The organism is Aquamicrobium sp. LC103 (assembly GCF_001014615.2).
In the GTDB taxonomy this organism is placed as follows: domain Bacteria; phylum Pseudomonadota; class Alphaproteobacteria; order Rhizobiales; family Rhizobiaceae; genus LBCQ02.
In genome coordinates, this window is the sequence record NZ_LBCQ02000003.1 from 193878 (window position 1) to 214228 (window position 20351).

Here is a 20351-nt window from a genome sequence, read left to right on the forward strand (position 1 = left end):
CAAAGAATCAGAGCTTTGACTCTGTGACAAGGGGTTGGGATTCAAAGAGATTCACTTTTGGCGACAAAACACGAAACATTGACGCCAAGTCACGTCGAAACAGCCGGTTTCAGAGCAACTGGCCGAGGAATTCCTGTACCTCGTGGCCGGGCTTGAATTCGCCGAGTCGCTTGATCTCCCATTCGAGGCGGATGCCTGAATGCTCCAGCACGCGGGCGCGCACCGTCTCGCCGAGAAACTCGAGGTCGTAGCCGGTAGCGGCACCCGTGTTGATCATGAAGTTGCAATGCAGGGGCGACATCTGCGCGCCGCCGATCATCAGGCCGCGGCAGCCCGCCTTGTCGATCTCCTTCCAGGCTGACGTGCCTTCCGGGTTCTTGAAGGTCGAGCCGCCGGTCTTTTCCCTGATCGGCTGCACGGTTTCGCGGTGGAGCTGGACTGCGTCCATCGCCGCCTTGATCGCCTCACGCTCCTCCGCATGGCCCTCGAGGACGGCGCCGACGAAGATCAAATCCTTCGGCGCGGAGGAATGCCGGTAAGCATAGCCCATCTCCGCGTTGGAAAGGACATGCACCTCGCCCTGACGGTCGAGCACCCGCACCTCGACGACCCGCTCGCGCGTCTCCACGCCGTTGGCGCCGGCATTCATGCGCAGGGCGCCGCCGATCGCGCCGGGAATGCCATGATAGAAATGAAATCCGCCGATGCCGGCTTCCAGCGCCGCCGCGGCGACGCGCTTGTCGGGAGCGGCCGCTCCGGCACGGATGCGGTTGTCGCCGATGGCTGCCGCCTCGCCGAAGCCTTTCGCCGAAAGCCGGATGACGACGCCGCGAATGCCGCCCTCGCGGACCAGCAGGTTTGAGCCGATCCCCACAACCATTACCGGAATTTCCGCCGGCAAGGCCTTGAGGAACAATGCAAGATCCTCTTCGTCGGCCGGCTGGAACAGCACTTCCGCCGGCCCGCCGGCGCGAAACCACGTGATCGCGTCCATCGGCGCGTCGGGCGTCAGCCTGCCGCGAACACCCGCCAGCCGATCACCAAGCCGTGCGAGAAGAGCCGCGCCGTCCGTCATGTACCGGCCTCTAATTCCTTGGGAAGCGCATAGGCCCACTGGGTTATGTTGCCGGCGCCGAGGAAGATGACGAAATCGCCTTCCTTCGCCAGGTTCCTGACGATCGGGGCAATCGCGGCCGCGCCTTCGATATGGCGCGCGTCGCGATGGCCGCCGGCGCGCAGGCGCGCCACCAGGGCCTCGGAATTGACCCCCTCGATCTGGTCCTCGCCGGCCGCGTAGACCGGCGCGATCATGACCGTGTCGGCATCGTTGAAGCAGGAGGAGAAATCGTCGAACAGGTCGCGCAGGCGCGTGTAGCGATGCGGCTGGGCGATCGCGATGACGCGACCCCTGCAGGCTTCGCGCGCCGCCCGCAGCACCGCCTTTATTTCGACGGGATGGTGGCCGTAATCGTCGAATATCTGCACGCCGTTCCACGCCCCCGTCAGCGTGAAACGCCGCTTGACGCCGCCGAAGGACGACAGGCCGCGCTTGATGTCTTCCACGGAAAGGCCGAGCTCATGCGCGACGGCGATCGCCGCCGTCGCGTTCGAGACGTTGTGCCTGCCGGGCATCGGCAGGCGCAGGTCGGCGATCGCGATCATTTCGCCGCTCTTGCGGTCGCGGATCGAAACGTCGAAGGTCGAGGTGCCGCCGTCGACGCGCACGTTGGAGAAGCGCATGTCGGCCTGCGGGTTCTCGCCATAGGTGACGACGCGGCGGTCCTCGATGCGGCTCACGAGCGCCTGCACTTCCGGATGGTCGATGCACATCACGCCGAAGCCGTAGAACGGCACGTTCTCGACGAAGTTGCGAAACGCCTCGCGCACCTTGTCGAACGAGCCGTAATGGTCGAGATGCTCGGGATCGATATTGGTGACCACGGCGACGTCGGCCGGCAGCTTCAGGAAGGTACCGTCGCTCTCGTCGGCCTCCACCACCATCCACTCGCCGTCGCCCATGCGCGCATTGGTGCCGTAGGCGTTGATGATGCCGCCATTGATGACGGTCGGGTCGAGGCCACCGGCTTCCAGCAGCGTCGCCACCATCGACGTCGTGGTCGTCTTGCCGTGCGTGCCGCCGATGGCGATCGCCTGGCCGAAACGCATCAGCTCGGCGAGCATTTCGGCGCGGCGCACTATCGGAAGCAGCTTCTCGCGGGCGGCCGCCAGCTCGGGATTCGATTTCTTGATCGCGGTGGAGACCACGACCACCTCGGCCTTGCCGAGATTTTCCGCTCGATGTCCGACGAAGCACTCGATGCCCTTGTCGCGCAGGCGCTGCACGTTCGCGCTTTCGGCCTGGTCGGAGCCCTGGACCTGGTAGCCGAGATTGTGCAGCACCTCGGCGATGCCGCTCATGCCGATGCCGCCAATGCCGATGAAGTGCACGACGCCGATTGTCTGCGGCATCTTCATGGCCGCGCTCCTTTTTTGTATTCGTCGACGGATTCACCAGAGGCAATAACCTCTGTGAGATCGGCAAGCAACCTCGTGGCGTCGGTCCGTCCGACGCTGCGCGCGCCCGAGGCCATTGCCGCCAACCGTCCCGGCTCGCCGATGAGGGAGGCAATGTCGGCCGCGAGGCTCGACGCGTCGATCGTCGCCTGGCGCCGCATGAGCGCCCCGCCCGCCTCGACGAGTATCTGCGCGTTATGACCCTGGTCGTCGTCGAGCGCGTGAGGCAGCGGCACGAGTATGGACGGCCGTCCGATCACCGACAATTCCAGGACGGTCGAAGCGCCGGCGCGCGAGATCACGAGATGGGCCGCGGCCATGTGCGCCGGCAGGTCCGGGAAAAAGGGCGACACGTCCGCCCGAATGCCGAGTTCGGCGTAGCGGGCGCTGACCCGCGCCTCGTCCTCCGGGCGGGCCTGTTGGACCACGCGCAGACGGCTGCGGATATCCCCGGGAAGCCCGCCGATCGCATCCGGAACCATGTCGGAAAAGAAGCGTGCGCCCTGACTCCCGCCAAAGACGAGGATGTTGATCGCATCATCCCGCGCCGGAGCGGCGAAGGGCGTATCCGCGACGGCGAGCACGGCCGGCCGAACCGGATTGCCGATTTCCACGATCTTGGCGGCGTGCGGCCCGGCGGCCTTCAGGAATCCTCCCGCGATCGCATTGACGCGCGCGGCGAGCGCCTTGTTGGCGCGGCCCATCACGGCATTCTGCTCGTGAATGATGGTCGGCACGCCGCGGCGCGTCGCTGCCCACAGCGGCGGCAGCGTCGGGTAACCGCCGAAGCCGACCACCGCCCTGGGCTTCAACGCGCCGATCAGCTTCGAGGCTTCGCGCGCGCCCCGCCATATCGTCCAGAAGGCGCGGGCGATCGCAATCGGGTTGCGCGAGCCGAAGGTCGCCGAGGAAATCGGATGGATGGCGCTCGCCGGAAACCCGCCCGCATAGCGCTCGGCGCGCCGGTCCGTCGCCAGATGCACCGACCAGCCGCGCGCGCCGAGCTCGTGCGCCAGCGCCTCGGCCGGAAAGAGGTGTCCGCCGGTACCGCCGGCGGAAAGCAGGATCGCCCCCTTGGTCATGTCATTCGGCCGGCGCTATGGCGCGGCCGAGCCGGTCGAAGCCGAGCGACGTGCGCCGCTCCGGCCGCTTGCGCGTCAATGCCAGCACCATGCCCATGGAGATCGCCATGGCGATCAGCGACGAGCCGCCATAGGAGACGAAGGGCAGCGTCATGCCCTTGGCCGGCAGGAGTTGCAGGTTCACGCCCATGTTGATGATCGACTGGAAGCCGAAGAACATCACCAGCCCGCCGACGGCGTAGCGCGAGAAATCGTCGGTTTCCCTGGCCGACTTGCTTAGGCCACGCAGCACGACGAAGGCGAACAGCGCCAGGATGAGGAAGCAGACGACGATGCCGAACTCCTCGCCGGCGACCGCGAAGACGAAGTCGGTGTGGCTGTCGGGCAGGATGCGCTTCACCGTGCCCTCGCCCGGTCCCTGACCGAACCAGCCGCCGCGGATCAACGCCTCGCGGCCCATGTCGACCTGGAACGTATCTCCCTCGCCGGTGAGGAAGCGATCGATGCGCTCGGCGGCGTGCGGGAACGACGTATAGGCCACGAAACCGCCGGCCATGCCGATGCTGCCCAGAACCGCGATCCAGAACCAGGGCATGCCCGCCATGAAGAACATGCCGCCCCATGTCGCCAGAACGAGAAGCGTCTGGCCGAGATCGGGCTGGGCCACCAGCAGTGCCAGCACGACCCCGAGGAGGATCATCGCGAAGAGATTGCCCGGGATTTCAGGCCGTCGCGCATTCTCCGAAAACAGCCAGGCGCAGATGATGACGAAGGCCGGCTTCAGATATTCGGACGGCTGGATGGAAACGCCCGCGATATGGATCCAGCGCCGCGAGCCCTTGATCTCGACGCCGACATAAAGCGCGGCGACCATCAGCACCAGCGAGCCGACGAGCATCAGGAGGGCCAGCCGTCGCACATGGCGCGCATCGAGAAAGGAAACGCCGATCATGACGATGAGCGCCGGCACCATGAACAGCACCTGACGGGTCACGAAATGATAGCTGTCCAGGCCGATGCGCTCGGCCACCGCAGGGCTTGCGGCAAAGGACAGAACGATCCCGAGCACCATCAGGCTCAGAAACGAGGCGAGGAACCATCGGTCGATGGTCCACCACCAATTGGCTACGGGACTACGGTCGACACGGCTTACCATCAGCGTCTCCCTCCAATCGCTTCAATGCCGTCGAGCGCCATCACCGCTTCCCGAAAGGCATCACCCCTGATCTCGAAATTCCTGAACTGGTCGAAACTCGCGCAGGCGGGCGACAGCAGCACGACGGATTCCCTCGCCTCGTCGCCTGCCGCTTCCGCCGCCGCATGCTCCACCGCCGCGCTCAGCGTACCCGAAATCTCGTAGGGCACCGCCCCCCCGAGCGTCGCCGAGAAGGCGGGCGCCGCCTCGCCGATCAGATAGGCCTTGGCGATGCGCGGAAAGAAGCTCCGCAGCGTCTCGATCCCGCCGTCCTTCGCGAGCCCGCCGGCGATCCAGTAGATGTTCTGGAAGCTGGAAAGCGCCGGGGCCGAGGCATCCGCGTTGGTCGCCTTGGAATCGTTGATGAAGAGCACCCGGTCGCGCCTGGCGACCTGCTCCATGCGGTGCGCCAGGCCCGGAAAGCTCTCGAGCCCCGACTGGATCTCGCCGAGGTCGAGGCCGATCTTCAGGCAGGCGGCGACAGCGGCGAGCGCGTTCTGCGCATTGTGCTGGCCGCGCAGCGAGCCGATCCCCTCCAGGAAACCGACCCGGCTGTACTGTCCGTGCACCGCTTCCATGAGGTCGGTTCCGTCGGCGAAATAGCCATCGGTCAGCGGCAGGCGCTTGGAGACGCGCACGACATCCTTGCCCACGCGTTCGAGTCGGTCGGCGATCTGCGCGCAATAGGCGTCGTCCACGCCGACGATGGCGGCATCGCTGCCCGCGAGCATGCGCTCCTTGACCTCCGCGTAGTGCTGCATGGTGCCGTGCCGGTCGAGATGGTCGGGCGTCAGGTTCAGCAGGATGCCGGCATTGGGGTTGATCGAAGGCGCGAGGTCGATCTGGTAGGACGAGCACTCCACCACGTAGAAGCGGTCGGGCGCGGGCTGGTCGAGCGTCATCACCGCGCGGCCGATATTGCCGCCCATCTGGGTGTCGCGCCCGGAAGACTGGAGGATGTGGGCGATCAGCGCGGTCGTGGTCGACTTGCCGTTGGTGCCAGTCACGCCGATGAAGGGCGCGTCGGGTGCGCGTGCCGCCCGCTCGCGCGAGAAAAGCTCGATGTCGCCGATCACCTCGACGCCCGCGCCGCGGGCAAGGTCGACCGTCCAGTGCGGCTTCGGATGGGTGAGCGGCACGCCCGGAGAAAGCACGAAGGAAGCGAAACCCGCCCAGTCGGCCTGCGCCAGATCGCCGACCGGCAATCCCTCGTCGCGAGCCTTGGCGACGCTTTCGGGATTGTCGTCCCAGGCGGTGACGTAGGCTCCGCCCTCGACCAGCGCATGCGCCGTCGCTATTCCCGAGCCACCCAACCCGAAGAGGGCGACCTTCCTTCCGTTGAACGAACGTGCGGGGATCATCGGGTTATCTGAGCTTGAGGGTTGAAAGGCCGATCAGGGCGAGGATGACCGCTATGATCCAGAAGCGGATCACGACCTGGCTCTCCGTCCAGCCGAGCTTTTCGAAATGGTGGTGAATCGGCGCCATCAGGAACACGCGCTTGCCCGTCAGCTTGAACCAGAACACCTGGATGATGACCGACAGCGCCTCGACCACGAACAATCCGCCGATGATCGCCAGCACGATTTCGTGCTTGGTGGCGACCGCGACCGCGCCGGTGAGGCCGCCGAGCGCCAGCGATCCGGTGTCGCCCATGAAAATCGCCGCCGGCGGCGCGTTGAACCAGAGAAAGCCGAGGCCGGCGCCGATCACCGCGCCGAGGATGACCGCGAGCTCGCCGGTTCCAGGCGTGAAATGGATCTGCAGGTAGTCGGCGAACACCGCGTTGCCGGCGAGATAGGCGATCACGCCGAACGAGGCGGCCGCGACCATGATCGGAACGATCGCGAGCCCGTCGAGACCGTCGGTCAGGTTGACGGCATTGCCGGCGCCGACGATCACGAAGGCCGCGAACGGCACGAAGAAGATGCCGAGATTGAGGAGCAGGTCTTTGATGAAGGGAAAGGTCAGCGACGAGGAGAACGGCGCTTGGCCTGCCCGCATGATCACGTAGGCGGCAACGCCCGCGATCAGGAATTCGGCCAGAAGCCGCACCTTGCCGGACACGCCCAGATGCGACTGCTTCGTCACCTTGAGATAGTCGTCGTAGAAGCCGATCGCGCCGAAGCTCAGCGTCACGAAGAGCACCACCCAGACATAAACGCTGGAAAGATTGGCCCAGAGCAGTGCGGAGCCGATGATGCCCGTCAGCATCATCAGCCCGCCCATGGTCGGCGTGCCGGCCTTCTTGAAATGTGTCTGCGGACCGTCCGCGCGGATCGGCTGTCCCTTGCCCTGGCGGATACGCAGCGAATCGATGATAGCCGGTCCGAACATGAAGACGATGAGCGCCGAGGTGATCAGCGCGCCGCCGGTGCGGAAGGTGATGTATCTAAAGACGTTGAAGGCCGATATCTGGTCGGCGAGTCCAACGAGCAGCATGAGCATGTTTGGCGTCCCCCGACGTCTCAGTTCAAATCAATCTGTTCGGATTCCGTTGCCGGCGGCTCGACCGCCGGAAATTGCGCCACCATCGCATCGACCAGTTTCGAGAAGCCGATGCTCTTGGAGGACTTGATCATCACCGCGTCGCCGGGCCTGAGCGTACGCAGGAGCGCGGTTTTCAACGCCTCCACGTCGTCCATATGCTCGAAGCGGATTTCAGCGGGCAGCGTAGCCGCCAGCGCCTTCATCTCCTGTCCGCCGAGAAGGACGATATCGGGCCTGGTGGACGCGACGACATCCGCGAGCCCCGCATGCAGCCGTTCGGAGTAGGCGCCGAGCTCCAGCATGTCGCCGAGAACGGCGATGCGGCGCCCGCCCTCGCCCACCGGCGCGGACTGGAGCAGTTCCAGCGCGGCCTTCATGGACGCCGGATTGGCGTTGTAGCTTTCGTCGATCAGCGTGAAGGAGCCCTGCGGGTGCCGCAGCGTGTGGCGCATGCCGCGCCCCGCCTCGGCCCGAAGGTTGCCCAGCGACTTCGCGACCTTGCTCATGTCGGCACCCGCCAGATAGGCCGCTCCCAGCACCGCGAGCACGTTCTGGACGATATGCCTGCCCGGCGCGCCGACCGGCACGACCACCTCGTGGCCGGCCATCTTCGCCGTCAGCGTCGAGCCGTCGCCGCGAAGCTCGCAATCGACCAGCCTGAACGTCGCCCGTGCATGCGCGCCGAAGCCCCAGACATGCTCGATGCCCGCGTCGCGCGCCGCCTTTTCGAGCACCTTCCAGCGCGGATCGTCGCGGTTGATCAGCGCATGGCCGCCGCGCTCCACGCCCTCGAATATCTCGGCCTTGGCGGCCGCGATCTCTTCCAGGCCGCGGAAATGGCCGAGATGGGCGGCCGCGATCAGCGTGACGATCGCGATATGCGGCCGCACGAACTTCACCAGCGGACGGATTTCGCCCGGATGGTTCATGCCGATCTCGAAGATGGCGTAGTCGGCATCCTCGGGCATGCGCGCCAGCGTCAAGGGCACGCCCCAATGGTTGTTGAAGGAACGATTCGACGCGTGCACCTTGCCGACGGAAGACAGCGCGTGGCGCAGCGCCTCCTTGGTGCTGGTCTTGCCCACCGATCCGGTGACGGCGAAAATCTTCGCCCTCGAGCGCGCGCGCGCCGCAATGCCCGTCATCTCGAGCGCCGCGAGCACGTCGGGCACCACGATCATCGGCGCGTTGATGCGTCCGAGCGCGGGAAGCTTGCCGTCCGAAACGACGAGCAGGCCGGCGCCAGCCTTGATGGCGGCGGTCGCGAAATCGTGGCCGTCGAACCGGTCGCCCTTGATGGCGAAGAACGCCTCCCCCGGCTGCAGTGTGCGGCTGTCGATCGAAATGCCGGTAACGCCCGCCGGCATGGTTCCGAACGGCCTGCCCCTGGTGGCTGCGACGAGGGCTTCGCTGCGCCAGACGAGCGTCATGCCGCGCACTCCGCTATCGCGGCGCGGACCTCGGCATGGTCGGAAAAGGGCAGCGTCACGTCGCCGATCGTCTGGCCTTCCTCGTGGCCCTTGCCGGCCACGACGAGCGTGTCGCCCGCTCCCAGCATGGCGACGGCCTCGTGGATCGCCTTGCGGCGGTCGCCGATCTCGATCGCGCCGGGTGCGGCCGCGATGATGGCGGCGCGGATCGACGCCGGCTCCTCGGAGCGCGGATTGTCGTCGGTGACGATGGATATGTCGGCGAGCCTCGTCGCGATCTCGCCCATGATCGGCCGCTTGCCGCGATCGCGGTCGCCACCGCAGCCGAAGACCACGATCACGCGGCCGGTCGTGAACGGCCGCACCGCCGAAAGGACGTTCTCCAGCGCGTCGGGCTTGTGGGCGTAGTCGACATAGACCGGCGCGCCGGCCTTCGTGGCGCCGACCAGCTCGAGCCGCCCGGAAGCCCCTTGCAGCCTTTCCAGCGCGTCGAGTGCCGCCCCGACGCGCACGCCCGTGGAAATCGCGAGACCGGCCGCGACAAGCGCGTTTGCAACCTGGAAATCGCCGGCCAGCGGCAGATCGATCTCATAGATGCTGCCATCGGCGATGATTTCGGCGCGCTGGCGGAAACGCTCATGCTCGACACGCTTCAACTGAAGGAACTCGCCATGGCGGCCGACGGTGCGCACATCGAGGCCCGCCTCGCGCGCCGCCTTGACGGTCGGCTCCGTCCACGGATCGTCGGCGAAGATCACGGCCGGCGCGCCCTTCGGCAGAAGGCTGTCGAACAGCCGCATCTTGGCGGCGTGATACTCCTCGACCGTCGGGTGGTAGTCCATGTGGTCGCGGCCGAGATTGGTGAAGCCGCCGGCGGCGAGCCGCACCCCGTCGAGACGCCGCTGGTCGAGGCCGTGGCTGGATGCCTCCATCGAGGCATGGGTGACACCGGCGTCGGCCAGCTCGGCGAGCAGCTTGTGGAGCGTCACCGGGTCGGGCGTGGTCAGCGCGCCATATTCGTTGCGCCCCGGCGCGACCACGCCGGTGGTGCCGATGCTGGCGGCGGAATGACCCGTCTGCTCCCAGACCTGGCGGGTGAAGGAGGCGACCGAGGTCTTGCCGCTGGTTCCCGTCACGGCGACCATGGTCTCCGGCTGCCGCCCGTAAAACCTGGCCGCGGCGCGCGCCAGCGCGAGCCGCGAATCCTCGACCACCAGCAGCGGAGTTCCCGCGGTTTCCGCCGGGTGGTCGCTGACGATGGCGGCCGCGCCGCGATCGATCGCGTCGGCTATGTAGGCTGAACCGTCCGCTTTGCTGCCGCGAAGCGCGGCGAAGATGTAACCGGGGCCTACCTGTCGGGAGTCCGAGGTGATGCCCGTAATCGTGGTATCGCCCGCTTCGATGCCGTCAACGGGCAGAACACCGGTAAATTGGCTGAGCTTCATCAAATTCCATTGGTCCGCAATTTTGCCGCCCCGCCTCCCTGCGAGAATCACTGATGCGAAACGAGCAGGGCATTACTTTCATGGCCGAATTCGGGCTTCACGCCAAGCAGCACCGCCGAGCGGCGGATTATGTTGCTCACCATCGGCGCCGCGTTGAGGCCGGCCGTCGCCACCATCCCCGGTTTCTCGGGTTTCGGCTCGTCGATAATGGTGAGAACCACATATTGCGGGTCGTCCATGGGGAACGCCGCCAGGAACGCGTTGAAGCGCACATCCTTGGCGTAGCGTCCGTTGACGACCTTCTCGGCCGTACCCGTCTTGCCGCCCACGCGATAGCCCGGAACCGTGGCGCGCCGGCCGGACCCTCCCGGCTGGGTCGCGTTCATGTTGTAGAGATAGCGCATGTTCGCGCTGGTCTGGGCTGAGACCACCTGCTTGCCGTCCGCCTCGGATTGGGCGTCGCGCGCCATGAAGGTGGGGTCGAGCAGCTTGCCGCCATTGACGAGCGCCGCCGCGCCGACCGCCGTCTGGAGCGGGGTCGTGGCCATGCCGTGGCCGAAGGCGATGGTGATCGAATGGACCTTTCTCCAGACCTTCGGCTCGGTCGGCGTCGCCACTTCCGGAAGCTCGGTGTGCAGCCGATCGAGCAGGCCGAGGCGCTTCAGAAACTCGCGGTGACCTTCGATGCCCACCACGTCGGCCTGACGCGCCGAACCGATATTGGAGGAATAGAGGAAGACTTCCGGCAGGGTCAGCACGCGGCCCTTGCCGTGGAAGTCGCGGATCGTCTGCCGGCCGATGGTGATGGGACGCGTCGCGTCGAAGGTGCTGCTCATGTTCAGCTTGCCGGAATCCAGCGCCATCGCCGTCGTGAAGCTCTTGATCGTCGAGCCCATTTCATAAATGCCGGCGGACATGCGGTTGAGCCTGTCCTTGTCGTTGGCGTTGAACGGGTTGTTGGGGTCGTAGTCGGGCAGCGAGGCCATCGCCAGCACTTCGCCGGTCTTGACGTTCAGAACCACCGCGCCGGCGGCGATCGCGTGGTAGCGCTCCATCGCCTGCACGAGTTCGTCGCGCACGATGTGCTGCACGCGCAGGTCGATCGACAACTTCACCGGCTGCAGGTCCTTCGGCAGGGCAAGCCCCGTCGCCTGCAGGTCCGCGAGGCCCTGGTCGTCGATATATTTCTCCATTCCGGCAATGCCCTTGTTGTCGACATTGACGAGGCCGAGAATGTGCGAAGCCGTCGCTCCGCCGGGATAGAAACGGCGCTTCTCGGTGCGGAAGCCGAGGCCCGGGATGCCGAGCTCCATGATCGCCTGCTGCTGGCGCGGCGAGAGCTGGCGGCGCAACCAGATGAAGCCCGTGCCGCTGTTCAGGCGATTGTAGGTCTGCTCGATATTGAGGTCGGGCAGGACGGTGAGCAGCTTCTCGATCGCCTCGTCGGCGTCGACGATGCGGCGCGGCTCGGCGAAGAGCGACGCCGTGTTGATGTCGGTCGCCAGCACCTCGCCGTTGCGGTCGAGGATGTCCGGCCGCGAGGCCGTCGGCTGGCCGATCGGAAAGCGCCCGGCTTCCAGATCCTGCATGCCGAGAAACACGAGGCGGCCGGTGATCACGCCATAGATCGCGAAGAAGACGGCCATGGTCATCAAGATGCGCGTCCTGGCGCGCGCGGCGCTGGAGCCGCTGCCGGCCCTGACGACGATATCGGCGCCGGTCTCCTCCGACGTCCGCGTCTTGCGCCACCTGCCGATCATTGCACGACCCCGCTCGTCACCGTGCCGTCGATGCCCGCATCCGCCATGCCGCCGAGCGGCTGGTTCAGGAGATCCTCGATCTCCAGCGCGCGCATCGGCAGTTCGTTTATGTCGGCGATCTGATGCGCGTCGACCGGCTCGAGCTGAAGCTCGGATTGATAGACTTCGGCCAGCCGCTGCAGCCGGGAAGGCTGCGTGAGCAGGCTCCAGTCGGCCTTGAGCACGTCGATCGTCTCTTCCTCGAAGCGGATCGTCGCCTCGATCTTGCGGAGCTTGGAAAGCTCGGCCTCGGCCTGGTGCTTCGTCGTGTAGGTGAAGGCGGCCGCGGCAACCATCGCGGCGATCAGCACTATGTCGGTTGTTCGAAACACCTGGTCCTACCTCTCTCCTGCGGCCCGGATTTCGGGCAGCGCAGGCAATCCGAATATCGAAACGTCTTCCGCACGCGGCGCCGCGTCGGTGCGCAGCGCGGCTCTCAGCTTGGCCGAGCGGGCCCGGGGGTTCTCGCGTTCTTCCTCCGCGCTCGGTCCGACGACCCCGCCGAGCTTCTCGAAGGTGGCGGCCTTGGCCTCGACCGCCGGCATGTGGCGCGAGCCGCCCGCCTTGCCGGAGCGGTCGGAAATGAAGCGCTTGACGATGCGGTCCTCCAGGGAATGGAAGGTGACCACCGCCAGCCTGCCGCCCGGTTTCAGCACGCGTTCGGCGGCGAAGAGGGCGCGGGCGAGCTCGCCGAGCTCGTCATTGACGTAGATCCGCAGCCCCTGGAAGGAGCGCGTCGCGGGGTGGATCTTGTCCTTCGGCTTGCGCCCGAGCGCACCTTCGATCGCTTCCGCCAGGTCCCGCGTGCGCTCGAACGGCTTGTCGGCGCGCCGCTTCTCGATCATCCGCGCCACGCGGCCGGCATGCCGCTCCTCGCCGAGAAAACCGAAGATGCGGGCAAGGTCGCCCGCCTTGAAACGGTTGACGACGTCGGCGGCGCTCGGTCCCGCCTGCGCCATGCGCATGTCGAGCGGGCCGTCATTGCGGAAGGAGAAGCCCCTCTCGGCCTGGTCTAGCTGCATCGAGGAGACGCCGATGTCGAGAACGACGCCGTCGACGGTCCCTTCGACATATTCGTCGAGGCGGGAGAACGGCCCGTGGACGAGCTTCAGCCGGCCGGAAAACTCCCGCGCGAGCGCCTGCCCGCCGGCGATGGCGTCCGGATCGCGGTCGATCGACACGACGTCGGCGCCACTCTCCAGAAGCGCGCGCGTATAGCCGCCGGCGCCGAACGTGCCGTCGACGAAGACCTGGCCTTCGGCCGGTTGCAGCGCATCGACGACTTCGCGGAGCAGGACGGGAATGTGGCGGGCCGGTCCGCCACCGGCGGGAAGCTCCTCGCCGGGACCCGCCATCATTCCGTGCCCTCGCCCAAGCTCCTGGCCGATGCCGCCTGCCGCAGCCTCAACAGCCGCTGCCGCACCTGCGCCCCATATTCCTCGAGCCGCGACGGCTCCCACATCTGAAAGAAGGTCCCGCGGCCGACGAATGCCACATCCGTGGTGATGCCCGTGTGCTCGCGTATGAAATCCGTCACCGTTATGCGTCCATCCTGGTCGAATTTCAGAAAAGCTCCGTCCCCGTGAATGAAGAACGACATGTCGTCCGCAGCCTGCAGGAACGGATCCTCCAGCGAAATCCGCTGCTCGTAGCGGTCGAGAAGGTCGAGCCCGCCGACATCCAGTGCCGGCACGTCCAGCGCCCGCAGCGCATAAAGATCGCCATAGCCGCGCTTCTGCACCACGGCGCGGAAATGCGCGGGCACGGAAACCCGTCCCTTCGCATCTATCCTGTTTACCGCACTCGACAGAAACCGGTCCATCCTTCGATACGGCCGCCTTCGCCGCCGTGCCCCTCATCTCTCCACCGGCGCCGCCAGGCGCATCCTTCAGGCCCGTCCTTCCGTCTGGATCGAACATTGCGTCGCCCTGCCGGAAAGCCCCCTCGGCCGCCGGTTTGGTGAACGCTTCACCCGCTACTGAAACGAATTCCTGATTGGAGCTAAGGGATAACATGGGGATATATGGGCGTCAACGGGAATAACCTCCACCAACACGCCAGAGGAGGGTTTCCGCAGGCGGCATGAGGGCATCATCCGTTTATCGCGCATTAAGCCTAACGAACGGTTAGCGGGCTGATTTGACATGCGGCCGCCTTCCCTGCGCGTGCGGCTTCACGCGTCATGCACAGTTCATCTTCCCCGCGAACTGGACTCGTCCGCGAGCCCCGTTAACAATCGCCGCGGCGCCGGCTTCACGGCGACCGGTTTGCGGCAAAGGGAGGAAATGATGAAGATGCGCTCGATCCTGCTCGCGGCGTTGATGAGTTCGGCGGCCACGTCGGCCTTCGCACAGGAGACCAAGTCGGCCGATGTCGATACCTCGGCCATCGTTGCCGAGTACTCGTCCCGCATGAAGGAGGTGGCGCACAAAATCTGGGAGCACCCGGAACTCGGCTATCTGGAAAACGAGACCTCCGCCCTTCTGCAGGAAGAGCTGAAGGCCGCGGGCTTCGAGGTCGAAAGCGGCGTGGCCGGCATTCCCACGGCCTTCACGGCGAAGGCGGGAAGCGGCGACGGACCGGTCATCGCGATATTGGCCGAAATGGACGCCCTTCCCGGCTTCTCGCAGGCCGCGACGCCGGTGAAGGAGGCGGTCGATGGCATCGGCTCGGGGCACGCATGCGGCCATCATCTCTTCGGCGCCGGATCGGTCGGCGCGGCGATCGCGATCAAGAAGTGGCTCGAGGAGACCGGCACGCCCGGCCAGATCCGCCTCTACGGCACGCCGGCCGAGGAAGGTGGTTCCGGCAAGGTCTACATGGTCCGCGGCGGATTGTTCTCCGACGTCGACACGGTTCTGCACTGGCATCCGAGCGATGGCAATTCGGCCGCCCAGGGCGGCACGCTCTCCAACATCAGCGGCAAGTTCCGTTTCCACGGCAAGTCGGCACACGCCGCCATGGCGCCCGACAAGGGCCGCTCCGCGCTCGACGGCGTGGAAGCGCTCAACTTCATGGTCAACGCCATGCGCGAGCACGTCCCGCAGGAGACCCGCATCCACTACGCGATCACCAATGGCGGCGCCGCGCCGAACGTCGTGCCCGACTTCGCCGAGGTCTACTACTACGTCCGCCACCCCGACCCGGCCGTCGTCGCCGACGTCATAGCGCGCGTCAAGAAGGCGGCCGAGGGCGCGGCGCTCGGAACCGAGACGAGCTACGAGTTCGAGGTGCTGGGCGGGGTCTACAGCATCCTTCCCAACGACACGCTCGGAAAGGCGATGCATGAGAGCCTCGCAAGTGTCGGCGCGCCGCAATGGAGCGAGGCCGACATGAAATTCGCAGAGGAACTGCAGCAGTCGCTGCAGAACAAGCCGCCGCTGTCGAGCGCGGCCGAGATAGGGGAATACACTTTCGGCGGCGTGGGCTATGCTTCGACCGACGTCGGAGACGTGAGCTGGGCGGCGCCGACGGTCGGGCTCGGAACCGCGACATGGGTCCCGGGCGTTCCAGCCCATAGCTGGCAGGCGGTCGCCTCGGGCGGCATGGATATCGGCTACAAGGGCATGGATGTCGCGGCCAAGACGCTCGCCGCGATGGCGGTCAGGCTCTTCTCGGAACCGGCGCTCGTCGAGCAGGCCAGGGCAGAGTTCGACAAAGCCCGCGGCGAGGGCTTCGAATACCGCCCGCTGATCGGTGATCGCGAGCCGCCGCTGGACTATCGCGTCGCCGGCGAGTGATCCCTTCCAACCCCGCGCGATCCGGGCGATTGTCCGGGTCGCCGCCTGCCTGCGGGCCGGCACAACAGCTCCGGAGAACAGTCGATGCCGCACGGTCCCGATGAACGCGCCGCCCGCTTGGCGCATCTGCGCGGGCAGAGGCTGAAGAAGGGCGATCCCGTCGCCCTGCCCCTGACGATGTCGACCATGTTCCATCTGCCGGGCGATCCGGCGGGCTTCAAGCAGTATGGCCGCTTCTCCAACCCGACATGGGATGCGCTCGAAGAGATGCTGTCGCATCTGGAGGACGCGCCTGCGCTGGGCTTCCCGTCCGGCATGGCGGCCAGCAGCGCGGTCTTCTATGCGCTGCTCAAGACCGGCGACCGCATCCTCTTGCCGTCCGACGGCTACTATACCACGCGCGTCCTTTCGGACCGTTTCCTCACCCGCATGGGCATCGGCTTCGACACCCGTCCGACCGCGACCTTCCTCGACGGCGGCTTCGACGGCTATCGCATGGTCTTCGTCGAGACGCCGGCCAATCCCAGCCTCGACATCTGCGACATCGCGGCCGTCGCCCGGGCCGCGCACGAGGCCGGTGCGATCGTCGTCGCCGACAACACGACGATGACGCCCTACGGCCAGCGACCACTCGATCTGGGTGCCGACATCGTCGTGGCCGCCGACACCAAGGCGCCCAACGGCCATTCCGACGTGCTTTTCGGCCATGTCGCGAGCCGCGACACGGAAATCATGGCCGCCGTGGCTGACTGGCGCAAGCTCGCCGGCGGCATACCCGGCCCCTTCGAGGCCTGGCTGGTCCATCGCGGGCTCGAAACCCTGCACGTCCGCTTCGAGCGCATGTGCGACACCGCCGAGACGATCGCGCCGCGGCTCGCCGCGCACGAGGCGGTGAAATCCGTGCGCTATCCGGGTCTGCCTGGCGACCCGTCGCACAATCTCGCCCGCGCGCAGATGCAGCGCTTCGGCTTCCTCGTCGGCCTGACGCTGGCGTCGAAGGAAACGGCGGAACGCTTCATCGGCGAATGCGAGCTGATCCAGCCCGCGACCTCCTTCGGCGGCGTTCATACTTCCGCCGAGCGGCGTGCGCGCTGGGGCGATGCGGTGGACGATGGCTTCGTGCGCCTGTCGGTCGGCTGCGAGCCGACGGAAGCGCTGTGGGCGGCGATCGAGCAGGCGCTCGACCGTGCGACAACTTGAATCGGTTTCTCCGCCGATCCGGCCAAGGGATTGAAAAGTAAAGCGTCAGCCGGCCTGTAAGCCGGGTTCTGTATGGCCCCGGCACCCTTGCGGATGCCGAAACGTGGCGGCCATTCATCTTGGGCGGATGTCACCATCCGCCTCACGCAACCTACCCGGGCGACTGGGCCGGAAACTGCCCTGAAGGTTTCCCTTCGCGCCGCCCCTATTCGGTTTTGCTCCCGGTGGGGTTTACCGTGCCGCTCCTGTTGCCAGTCGCGCGGTGGGCTCTTACCCCACCCTTTCACCCTTACCCCGCCAGTATTTCGGCTCGATCGATCCGGTCATCGCCGGCTGAGCCGAAATACAGGCGGGGCGGTCTGCTTTCTGTGGCACTTTCCCTGAGGTCGCCCTCGCCGGACGTTATCCGGCACCGTGTCTCCATGGAGCCCGGACTTTCCTCACCAGCGGCCTTTCGGCGTTTGCTGGTGCGGCCGCCCGGCCGGCTGACAATGCGTATAAAGGGGTTCGCGGTTAAAAACGCAACCTCTTGAAGCGCCGTCGGCAGGAAAAAATTCCGCCTCCCGCCGAACGACGCTCCCGATGGCGATTACTTGCCCATGTGCTGCTTGACCTTGGCGCAATAGGCCGCCGAGATCTTGTTCATGCGCTTGGCCGCATGGCCGGCATTGTATTTGAGGATCGTGCCGCAGGTCGAACCGCCGCCAAGCTCCTGCGCCATGGCGAGATACTTCATGCCGTAGCGGATGTTCGTGTCCGGATCATAGAGCCCCTTGACGCTGCCGCTGTAGCCCAGCATGCGCGCGGTCGCCGGCTTGATCTGCATCAGCCCGATTTCGCCCGCCTGCCCGCGGGCGTCCTGGCGATAATTGCTTTCGACCCTGATGACCGCATGCGCCAGCGCCGGGGAGATCCCGTGGGCGCTCGCATATTTGGTGACGATGGTCTGGTAGCGCGTGCCGCCCGCGAGGGATGCGGCCTTGGCTTTCGTGCTTGCCGGCAGGTCCGAACCCTTCTTGGCTGCGACGGAGGCCGTGGTCGTCTTGTCGACGCCGCGCTTCGACGTGGACTTCCTGGCCCTTGCGGTGACCTTGGGCGCCTTGGCCGTCTTCTCGGCCTTCGCGGCCGGGGCCTTGCTCCTCGCGGCGGGAGCCTTGGCCTTCTCCGCCACCTCGGCGACCGGAGCGGTCCGGGCGGGATAGGTGGCAACGCTATTGTACTCGTTGACCTTGTGCCAGTTGGCCTGCGGACTTGCCGCGGGTTTCGCGCTGGCTTGGGTTTCTTTCTGAGCCGACGGCTTCGTCTTGTTGTTTTCCTTGGCCTGTTGCGCCTTTCCGGTTTTCTCCCAGATGGCACGCATGTCCATGTCACGGGAGGAATCCGCATGCGCGGCAATAGTGGTCAGCCCGGCAGCGAGGGCTGCCGCCAGCACGGTCACTTTTCTCATCAGTACCTATCGTTCTTGCTGGCCGTGCGATGAAGTCGCGCGGCAGGTTTTCGTTGCGCCGGGCCACACACAAGAAGGCTCGACGACGGCGATGGAAAAGCGATGTGCCGAGCGACTTGGCGTCAATGATGACCGGCCAAGTCAAAAAAAGTTACAGAATATTACCATATGCTGAAACGACGGATCGTCACCCGATCCGGTCGGGCAGCGCCGACAGCAGGCGATGAAGCGTCTCGATCGTCGACTGGTCGGCAACGCCGTCAATCCGCTCGGGCCGGAAATGACGCTGAAAGGCTTCGACGGCCCTGTGCGTCGCGTCATCGAACAAACCGTTGATTTCTATGCCATATCCATAAAGGCCGAGCATCGACTGCAGCGCTTCCACCGGTTCGCCGCCGTCGCCCATCGCCAGAAATCGGCCGCCGCGCACCGGCGACGGCTCGACATAGTGGCCGACGCCGAGCTCGGCCATCCGACGCCACGGAAACCGCGATCCCGGGTCGATTTTTCGCCCGGGCGCGACGTCGGAATGCGCGAGAACGCGTTCCGGAAAAATCGCGTGGCGCGCGCAAATGTCACGGCAAAGACCTGCAACCGCGTCGATCTGGACCTCCGGAAATTCCGGAAAATCGGCAAGATCGCCCGAATTCACGATCTCGATGCCGACCGAAAAGGAGTTGACGTCCGCCCTTTCCTGCCAGGAACCCCTGCCCGCGTGCCAGGCGCGGTCGGCCTCGCGCACGAGCTGCACGATCCTGCCGTCCTCGTAGACCAGATAGTGGGACGAGACCTCGCTGTCTGGATTGCACAGCCAGGCTTCCGCCGCCGCGCCGCTCTCCATGCCGGTATAGTGCAGGATCACGCAGTCCGGCTTGAGCCCGTCGCGCCTCGCGCCGAAATTCGGCGAGACATGAACCTCGGCTCCGGGATAGTCGGGTTCAAATCCGCTCATGCACACGCCGGTTTCGCTCGATCCGTTCATAGGCGGTGTTGATGGCGGCGAGCCTCGCATTGGCGATCGCGATGAATTCCTCCGGCACGCCGCGCGCGATCAGCCTGTCGGGATGGTTCTCCCCCACCAATGTGCGGTAGCGGCGCCGAACCTCCTCGAAGGGCGTCGCTGCCTGGAGCCCGAGGACGATGTAGGGATCGCTCTCGCCGAGAATGACGTGCCGCGAGGCGATCTGGTCGAAATGAGCATCGTTTATCTCGAATATCTCGGCGACGCGGTGCAGAAAGGCCATTTCCTGCTCATGCACCAGCCCGTCCGCCTTGGCGATGTGGAACAGCCCGTCGAGAATGTCCTCCAGCATCATGCAGTTCGGCCGGCCGGAGCCGCACAGGCCCGCCATGCGTTCGGCATAGGTTTCGAAGCCGGCAATGTCCTGCTTGGCGAGATCGTAGAGCCGCGCGACGTTGCGGGCCTCCTCGCGCGGCACGGAGAATATCTCGTGGAAGGCCCGGATCTCGGCATGGGAGACGATGCCGTCCGCCTTCGCCATCTTGGCCGACAATGCGATCATGGCGACGGAAAAGGCCACGCGGCGGCGAAGCTCCGGGTCGCCCTCCAGGATGGTGCGGAACACCTCCAGGAGATTCGAAAGCGCCGAACCCGGCGCTCTGGCTACAAATTCGGCTATGCGGGCCCAGACAGACATCGCCGTTTAATAGGATGATTTCCCGCGGAAGGCGAGACCAGTTTCTACGTGTCGGATGATCACATCGCATGCGAAGGGCCAGGCACCTGCCTGGCCCTCGATTGTCGACTGTCGCGCACTTACTGCGCCGGAGCAGGCTCCGTCGCCGGCGGCGTGGTGGCCGGCGGAGTTGCAGGATCGGTCGGCGCGGCGCCCGGGTCAGGCGTGGTCGCCGGCGCTTCCGGCTGGACGCCCTGGGTGGTCGTCTCGTCGGTGTCGCTGCAGGCGGCAAGACCCAGAAGGGCGATGCCGGAAATAGAAGCCAGGATCAGCTTTTTCATCTCAATTCTCCTTCTCATGACGCCCGATGGG

18 protein-coding genes and 1 other RNA gene are annotated in these 20351 nt (G+C 65.9%); 2 read left to right on the plus strand and 17 right to left on the minus strand.

Features of this window, described 5'->3' with window-relative positions; all coding sequences use genetic code 11:
* Positions 1 to 109: 109 nt before the first annotated feature.
* The 12 genes from murB to mraZ are packed head-to-tail and all read right to left on the minus strand — an operon-like array spanning position 110 to position 13777.
* Entirely contained in the window at positions 110 to 1075 is a 966-nt protein-coding gene (murB, locus tag XW59_RS07305; protein WP_047144153.1) for a UDP-N-acetylmuramate dehydrogenase, read from the minus strand.
* Positions 1072 to 2475 (minus strand): UDP-N-acetylmuramate--L-alanine ligase, encoded by a 1404-nt coding sequence (gene murC, locus XW59_RS07310; RefSeq protein ID WP_047144152.1) that lies wholly within the window; start codon positions 2473 to 2475, stop codon positions 1072 to 1074. Before murC ends, murB begins: the two co-directional genes overlap by 4 nt.
* Positions 2472 to 3596, minus strand: coding sequence for an undecaprenyldiphospho-muramoylpentapeptide beta-N-acetylglucosaminyltransferase (murG, locus tag XW59_RS07315; protein ID WP_047144151.1), 1125 nt, complete (start codon positions 3594 to 3596; stop codon positions 2472 to 2474). The genes murC and murG overlap by 4 nt, the downstream gene beginning before the upstream one ends.
* Position 3597: 1 nt before the next feature.
* The gene (ftsW, locus tag XW59_RS07320) at positions 3598 to 4752 is read right to left on the minus strand and encodes a putative lipid II flippase FtsW (RefSeq protein WP_137326992.1); all 1155 of its coding nucleotides are present in this window, start codon (positions 4750 to 4752) and stop codon (positions 3598 to 3600) included.
* Complete coding sequence (gene murD / locus XW59_RS07325) at positions 4752 to 6152, minus strand: UDP-N-acetylmuramoyl-L-alanine--D-glutamate ligase (protein WP_047144149.1); 1401 nt, start codon at positions 6150 to 6152, stop codon at positions 4752 to 4754. The genes ftsW and murD overlap by 1 nt, the downstream gene beginning before the upstream one ends.
* 4 nt (positions 6153 to 6156) lie before the next feature.
* A complete protein-coding gene (gene mraY, locus XW59_RS07330; protein ID WP_047144148.1) occupies positions 6157 to 7239 on the minus strand; it encodes a phospho-N-acetylmuramoyl-pentapeptide-transferase in 1083 nt (360 codons plus the stop codon).
* 20 nt (positions 7240 to 7259) lie between these two features.
* Positions 7260 to 8711 carry a UDP-N-acetylmuramoylalanyl-D-glutamyl-2,6-diaminopimelate--D-alanyl-D-alanine ligase gene (locus tag XW59_RS07335; RefSeq protein WP_047144514.1) on the minus strand — a complete coding sequence of 484 codons (1452 nt, stop codon included), beginning with the start codon at positions 8709 to 8711 and terminating at the stop codon, positions 7260 to 7262.
* On the minus strand, positions 8708 to 10156 hold the full coding sequence (locus tag XW59_RS07340) for a UDP-N-acetylmuramoyl-L-alanyl-D-glutamate--2,6-diaminopimelate ligase (RefSeq protein ID WP_047144147.1): 1449 nt from the start codon (positions 10154 to 10156) through the stop codon (positions 8708 to 8710). Before XW59_RS07340 ends, XW59_RS07335 begins: the two co-directional genes overlap by 4 nt.
* Before the next feature lie 47 nt (positions 10157 to 10203).
* A complete protein-coding gene (locus tag XW59_RS07345; RefSeq protein WP_082137447.1) occupies positions 10204 to 11916 on the minus strand; it encodes a penicillin-binding protein 2 in 1713 nt (570 codons plus the stop codon).
* The gene (locus XW59_RS07350) at positions 11913 to 12287 is read right to left on the minus strand and encodes a hypothetical protein (protein WP_047144146.1); all 375 of its coding nucleotides are present in this window, start codon (positions 12285 to 12287) and stop codon (positions 11913 to 11915) included. Before XW59_RS07350 ends, XW59_RS07345 begins: the two co-directional genes overlap by 4 nt.
* Before the next feature lie 6 nt (positions 12288 to 12293).
* Positions 12294 to 13313: a 16S rRNA (cytosine(1402)-N(4))-methyltransferase RsmH gene (gene rsmH / locus XW59_RS07355; RefSeq protein ID WP_047144145.1), complete on the minus strand. Its 1020-nt coding sequence runs from the start codon at positions 13311 to 13313 to the stop codon at positions 12294 to 12296.
* Positions 13310 to 13777 (minus strand): division/cell wall cluster transcriptional repressor MraZ, encoded by a 468-nt coding sequence (mraZ, locus tag XW59_RS07360; RefSeq protein ID WP_047144144.1) that lies wholly within the window; start codon positions 13775 to 13777, stop codon positions 13310 to 13312. Before mraZ ends, rsmH begins: the two co-directional genes overlap by 4 nt.
* Positions 13778 to 14243: 466 nt before the next feature.
* Between mraZ and XW59_RS07365 the strand changes: the two genes are divergently transcribed.
* Both XW59_RS07365 and XW59_RS07370 read left to right on the plus strand, forming a co-directional pair.
* Positions 14244 to 15695, plus strand: coding sequence for an amidohydrolase (locus tag XW59_RS07365; protein WP_047144512.1), 1452 nt, complete (start codon positions 14244 to 14246; stop codon positions 15693 to 15695).
* An 84-nt stretch (positions 15696 to 15779) separates the two neighbouring features.
* Positions 15780 to 16895, plus strand: coding sequence for a cystathionine gamma-lyase (locus XW59_RS07370; protein WP_047144143.1), 1116 nt, complete (start codon positions 15780 to 15782; stop codon positions 16893 to 16895).
* 41 nt (positions 16896 to 16936) lie between these two features.
* Here the strand turns inward: XW59_RS07370 and rnpB are convergent.
* The 5 genes from rnpB to XW59_RS07395 all read right to left on the minus strand — a co-directional run bounded on the left by rnpB (position 16937) and on the right by XW59_RS07395 (position 20320).
* Positions 16937 to 17384: RNase P RNA component class A (rnpB, locus tag XW59_RS07375), an RNA gene on the minus strand.
* Between the two features lie 100 nt (positions 17385 to 17484).
* Positions 17485 to 18342, minus strand: a complete 858-nt coding sequence (locus XW59_RS07380) for a lytic transglycosylase domain-containing protein (RefSeq protein WP_047144142.1) — start codon at positions 18340 to 18342, stop codon at positions 17485 to 17487.
* Positions 18343 to 18529: 187 nt separating this feature from the next.
* Positions 18530 to 19294, minus strand: coding sequence for an N-acetylmuramoyl-L-alanine amidase (locus XW59_RS07385; RefSeq protein WP_047144141.1), 765 nt, complete (start codon positions 19292 to 19294; stop codon positions 18530 to 18532).
* Complete coding sequence (locus XW59_RS07390) at positions 19281 to 20000, minus strand: DnaJ family molecular chaperone (protein ID WP_047144140.1); 720 nt, start codon at positions 19998 to 20000, stop codon at positions 19281 to 19283. Before XW59_RS07390 ends, XW59_RS07385 begins: the two co-directional genes overlap by 14 nt.
* Positions 20001 to 20119: 119 nt before the next feature.
* Positions 20120 to 20320 (minus strand): hypothetical protein, encoded by a 201-nt coding sequence (locus XW59_RS07395; protein WP_047144139.1) that lies wholly within the window; start codon positions 20318 to 20320, stop codon positions 20120 to 20122.
* Between the last annotated feature and the right edge of the window lie 31 nt (positions 20321 to 20351).

Bases quoted from the DNA above. Each gene is read 5' to 3' on its own strand.
- XW59_RS07380 (WP_047144142.1), bottom strand. From the start codon at position 18,342: ATGAGAAAAGTGACCGTGCTGGCGGCAGCCCTCGCTGCCGGGCTGACC.
- murB (WP_047144153.1), bottom strand. From the start codon at position 1,075: ATGACGGACGGCGCGGCTCTTCTCGCACGGCTTGGTGATCGGCTGGCG.
- XW59_RS07340 (WP_047144147.1), bottom strand. From the start codon at position 10,156: ATGAAGCTCAGCCAATTTACCGGTGTTCTGCCCGTTGACGGCATCGAA.
- XW59_RS07370 (WP_047144143.1), top strand. From the start codon at position 15,780: ATGCCGCACGGTCCCGATGAACGCGCCGCCCGCTTGGCGCATCTGCGC.
- ftsW (WP_137326992.1), bottom strand. From the start codon at position 4,752: ATGGTAAGCCGTGTCGACCGTAGTCCCGTAGCCAATTGGTGGTGGACC.
- mraY (WP_047144148.1), bottom strand. From the start codon at position 7,239: ATGCTCATGCTGCTCGTTGGACTCGCCGACCAGATATCGGCCTTCAAC.
- XW59_RS07345 (WP_082137447.1), bottom strand. From the start codon at position 11,916: ATGATCGGCAGGTGGCGCAAGACGCGGACGTCGGAGGAGACCGGCGCC.
- murG (WP_047144151.1), bottom strand. From the start codon at position 3,596: ATGACCAAGGGGGCGATCCTGCTTTCCGCCGGCGGTACCGGCGGACAC.
- mraZ (WP_047144144.1), bottom strand. From the start codon at position 13,777: ATGGACCGGTTTCTGTCGAGTGCGGTAAACAGGATAGATGCGAAGGGA.
- rsmH (WP_047144145.1), bottom strand. From the start codon at position 13,313: ATGATGGCGGGTCCCGGCGAGGAGCTTCCCGCCGGTGGCGGACCGGCC.
- XW59_RS07390 (WP_047144140.1), bottom strand. From the start codon at position 20,000: ATGTCTGTCTGGGCCCGCATAGCCGAATTTGTAGCCAGAGCGCCGGGT.
- murD (WP_047144149.1), bottom strand. From the start codon at position 6,152: ATGATCCCCGCACGTTCGTTCAACGGAAGGAAGGTCGCCCTCTTCGGG.
- XW59_RS07365 (WP_047144512.1), top strand. From the start codon at position 14,244: ATGAAGATGCGCTCGATCCTGCTCGCGGCGTTGATGAGTTCGGCGGCC.
- XW59_RS07395 (WP_047144139.1), bottom strand. From the start codon at position 20,320: ATGAAAAAGCTGATCCTGGCTTCTATTTCCGGCATCGCCCTTCTGGGT.
- murC (WP_047144152.1), bottom strand. From the start codon at position 2,475: ATGAAGATGCCGCAGACAATCGGCGTCGTGCACTTCATCGGCATTGGC.
- XW59_RS07385 (WP_047144141.1), bottom strand. From the start codon at position 19,294: ATGAGCGGATTTGAACCCGACTATCCCGGAGCCGAGGTTCATGTCTCG.
- XW59_RS07335 (WP_047144514.1), bottom strand. From the start codon at position 8,711: ATGACGCTCGTCTGGCGCAGCGAAGCCCTCGTCGCAGCCACCAGGGGC.